Consider the following 4420-nt stretch of genomic DNA (forward strand, 5'->3'; position numbering starts at 1 on the left):
GGCCCGTGGCCCTCGTCAGCGCAGGCAGTGCGGTCTTCGCCACCTTCCGGCGTCTCCAGCAAAGCTGCCCCAGCCGAACATGATACGCCTGATCGCCCTTGCCAGCTACGTCTATCAGAGTGCAGCGGCAATCGCCCTGATCTTCGCGATCAGCCATCTGCTGCCGCCGGCCGACTACACCAACTTCTCGCTGGCGCTCGCTTCAAGCCAGCTGCTCTGCGTCCTGATGTTCGAGTGGCTGCAGCTGGCCGGCCTTCGCTTCCTGGCCGCGGCAAAGGGCGACGRTGCGGCGAGATTGCGCTGGTCATTGTTCGCCGCGGGCTTGCTGAGTGCCGTCGCGCTGGTTGCTGTTGGCGGCACGGCCTCGCGGCTCAGCACGCTGGCGCCGGGCGTTGTCGTGCTTGGCCTCGCAGTCGCGGTGCTTCAGGGCATGACCGACATGTATTTCATGGTGATCCGCCTGTCGGACCGGCTCGGCGCGTCGGCGGTTCTCATGATCTTGCGGGCCAGCATCCTGCTTGCCGGCGCCGTCGCGGGAGCTGCGCTGTATCGGACAGCGGAAGCTACGCTGCTCGGCATTGCTTCGGGCCAGGCGTTCGGCTTCGTCGCCGGCCTGATCGCGCATCGCGCGCCGGTGCTGCGCGTGCGCTGGCGGACCATGCTGGCGGACTGGGCGAATTTCTGCCGCTACGGCATGCTCGCCGCGGGCGCCTCCGTCATCCACCTATCGGTGCCCGTGTTGTTCCGCTTCATCGTTATCGGGCGCCTCGGCGCGACGGGGGCCGGAGCCGGATTCTCGATCGCGCTTGATCTGCTGCAGCGACCATTCTGGGTGCTCAACGCCGCCATTCACACCGTGAGCTATCCGGAAGTCGTTGCCGATTTCGAGCACGGCACCGACCAGCAAGCCAGACAGTCGACCGCGCGGATGTTCGACTTCATGATTTGCACGACTCTCGTGATGCTCGGCGGCCTGATCGGCTTCGTTCCGGATGCCGGCCGGATTCTGGTGCCGCAGGAAGGCCTGGACAGCTTCCTTGCGGTCGCACCGGCCGTGGCGGCGTTCTATTTCCTGCACATCCACCTGCAGGCGACGCTCGCGGTCATCCCGCATCTCAATAAATYGGCGACCTGGCTCGTAATGGTCGCGACGGGTCAACTGGCCCTGGTGGCCGTTGCTTCCGCGATCGCGATTGCCACTGGCGTGTCGCCCTCCGGCGCAGTCGCGGGTGCGGCGATTGCAACGGCAATCATCATCCTGTTCGCCAGCCGCCCGACCATCCGGTTCGGTGCGGTTCCACGCTGGACGCTCGCGATCGAAGCGACGGCCGCCGCGGTCCTGATCGGATCTTTCTCGGCCTTCCCTTCACAATCCATGATCTGGCTCATCGGCAAAATCGTCATCGCGGGGATCGCAACCCTGTTGATCGCATGGCGCGGCGATTTCCTGATGCCGCGACGGCGCGACTAAGCCGAACCACCCGGCGTTCAATCCGCCATCGAGTTCCCACTGTTCCCTCGCCGTCGAGCCGCAAACGGAACATTCATCGCGGGCGCGACAATATATAGAGTAATAAGGGATCATGACCGCTGCCCCATGAGCCGGCGAACATAGCGGCAATCCGTCACAATCGAGGCTGCGATATCGCGCAGCCCTGCCGTACCCGCACGGATCCCGGCTTTCAGCGTTAAAGACAAATGAAGATCCAAGCACGGAACCACGCGATTTCCGCGAGGGACACAGCGACCGGCTTGCAAATTGCGTGTGCCACATTCGCAGCGGGCCCTTCCCGCCTGGGTGGTACCCGCCGTTGCGATCCATATGCGGTCTTTTGCCGTCCAACGGTGCCGCGGCATCACGCCCGTTGCCCACAAGCGTCGGGAACAACTGGTGGCGTAGTATGCCGGTCACCGCACCGGAGCATTTTTCCTACGTTGCCACGTTCGAACGTCGCGGGCTGATCGCGACGCGATGCGCTCGCATTTAGAATTTCTTCAGCATCGGCATAAGCCGGTCTCGTGGCGACAACGACTGAGTCGTCTCCTCCTCGTTCTCGTGACGCGGCCGTCGCTCTCGATTGCGCGCCGTTGCATCGATCGAATCTTCTGCGTCATTTCAACGCGGCGTTCGATCCTAAGCAGTCGCTAACCACAGGCGTTGCCGCGCGCACGCACGATTCACCTTCCGTAAAAATGCGGGGTGCATGAGTCTGCGCGGTGGCGAGGTCGTGCACAATCGCCTCTCTTTGCTGATTTGCCGTGCATCTGATGAAACGGTTTGCAGATTCGAGACTGCGTTTCCGCGCCWAGAGAAGACTCTGTCGTCAAATATTAACAGGACATTCGCGATGTCGTCGTCGCAACGCTTCAGACAACGTGCGCATATGTTCGGCAAACGCGATCATCGCGGTAAGAAAACATGAAACCGCCCTTCTCACGCCATCGTACTCCAACACGATGACATCAAGCGGAGAGAGCGACAGCGGCCATGTTCCGTAGAATGGTTGCTTCGACTTTTACCCGAATTCAACACCCCAAAGTAGACAGTTGAACGGTAGAACCCGCGACAGATTCTGTCTGCCTTGAAATTCGAGTGTGCAATGACAACAGCTGCCGATCAGACCGTTCTCTCCGCAAGCGCGTTCGTGAGTTCCATTGGCGTCAACGCGCACGTGGGATACGCATGGGGCGGATACAACAATCTCGCGCTCATGATCGATGACCTGAAGTATCTCGGCATCACTCATCTGCGGGATGGCTTGACGACGAACGCCAACGCGCAACCGGTCCTCGATGGACTGGCGTCCGCCGGCTACAAGTTCGACATGGTGGTTTCATCCGGACTGCCTGCCACCGGTAGCGCCGGTCTGCAGCAGTACATCGTGCAGCTCGACAGCTTCCAGGCCAGTCATCCGGGCAGCATCGTTGCGGTCGAAGGCCTCAACGAAGCCAACAGCCAACCCTTCAGCTACAACGGCAGCTCGAGCCTCGCTGCGGCTGCCCAGTTCCAGAGCGACTTCTATCACGCGATCAAGGGCGACGCCTCGCTCGCCAGCATTCCCGTGTACAATCTGTCGCTCGGCTACAATGACCCGGCAGGGTACTCGCAGCTCGGGGACATGTCGGGTTCATCCGACTATGCCAATGCTCACGCCTATGTCAGCACGGGCACCAACCCAGAGGACTCGCTGGCGGCAACGCTTAGCGCAGTCGGGTCCGCCGACCCCGGCAAGCCTTTCGTCATCACCGAGACCGGTTATACGACGCAGGCCAACACGCCGTATCTTGGCGTAAACGAGAACGTCCAGGCCAAATCAATTCTCAACACGCTGGTCGATGCCTACAAGGCCGGCGTCAGCACCACCTATCTCTATGAGTTGCTGGACCGGAACTCGAGCAGCGACACCAACCCCGAAGACCATTTTGGCCTGTTCAACTCCGACGGAACACCCAAGCTGGCCGCCACGGCGATCCACAACCTGACAACCATCCTGAGCGACGATGGAAAGGGCGGCAATCAGCCGGCTGGCTCGCTGAACTATTCTCTTGGAAACATGCCGGCCTCGGGCAACAGCATGGTGCTGGGCAAGAGCAACGGCGCTTACGACCTCGTCGTCTGGGCCGAGCCGAAAGTCTGGGATGCGAGCACCTCCACCGAAATCTCGAACCCGACGCAGACCGTTTCGGTCAACCTCGGCAGCGTGCATCACTCGGTGAACGTCTACGACCCCATGAACGGCACCACGCCGATCGCAACCTACACCGACGTCAGCTCGATCACTGTCCCGCTCAGCGATCATCCGCTCATCATCGAAATCGACGCGCCGACCACGCCGCCGGCGGCCGCCAACGGCCCCGCCAATGTCAGCGGAACCGCCGCCAGCATCGTGGCCCAGCTTTCGGATCTGAACGATTCGAGCTCGCTGCAGACGATCACACTGACCGATACCCACACGCTGCCGGTCGCCTCCGATTCGACGATGACCTATATCATGTCGCATTACGCAAAAGCGTTGGCGGCGATTCAGGGCGGCTATTCCTTTTCGATCACGACCTCGGCTTCCACCTGGAGCAAGACGGTCATCTACGACTCGACGGGGAAGCTGCTGTCGACATCGAACACCGGCATTACCAACGGCCTGCCGGTTTCGACAAAGGTCGTCTATGCCGACGGCTCCACGGACAGCATCGCCTATTCCGCCGGCGTGAAGACCAGCATGGTCCACATCGCCACGGACGGCACCAAGAGCACCGACGTGTACGACGCCAAGGGCGTCATCACCAGCGAGATCGTGCAGAAGGCCGACGGCTACTACTCGACGACGCTCTACACCAACGGCGTAAAGACCAAGGCCTACGTCCAGAACGCCGACCACAGCCAGGACAACTACATCTATAACATCACCGGCCAGAGCTATAC

The 4420-nt window shown here is 61.3% G+C and carries 1 protein-coding gene and 1 pseudogene; both read left to right on the top strand.

The window, feature by feature from the left end:
- On the top strand, positions 1-1471 hold a 1471-nt coding region (locus tag AC1D00_RS28805), incomplete at its 5' end, for a hypothetical protein (protein WP_477012997.1).
- Positions 1472-2600: 1129 nt separating this feature from the next.
- Positions 2601-4420, top strand: a pseudogene (locus AC1D00_RS28810) (RHS repeat protein); the annotation flags it as partial.

The sequence above is a fragment of the Bradyrhizobium sp. P2_E8 genome (assembly GCF_056403875.1).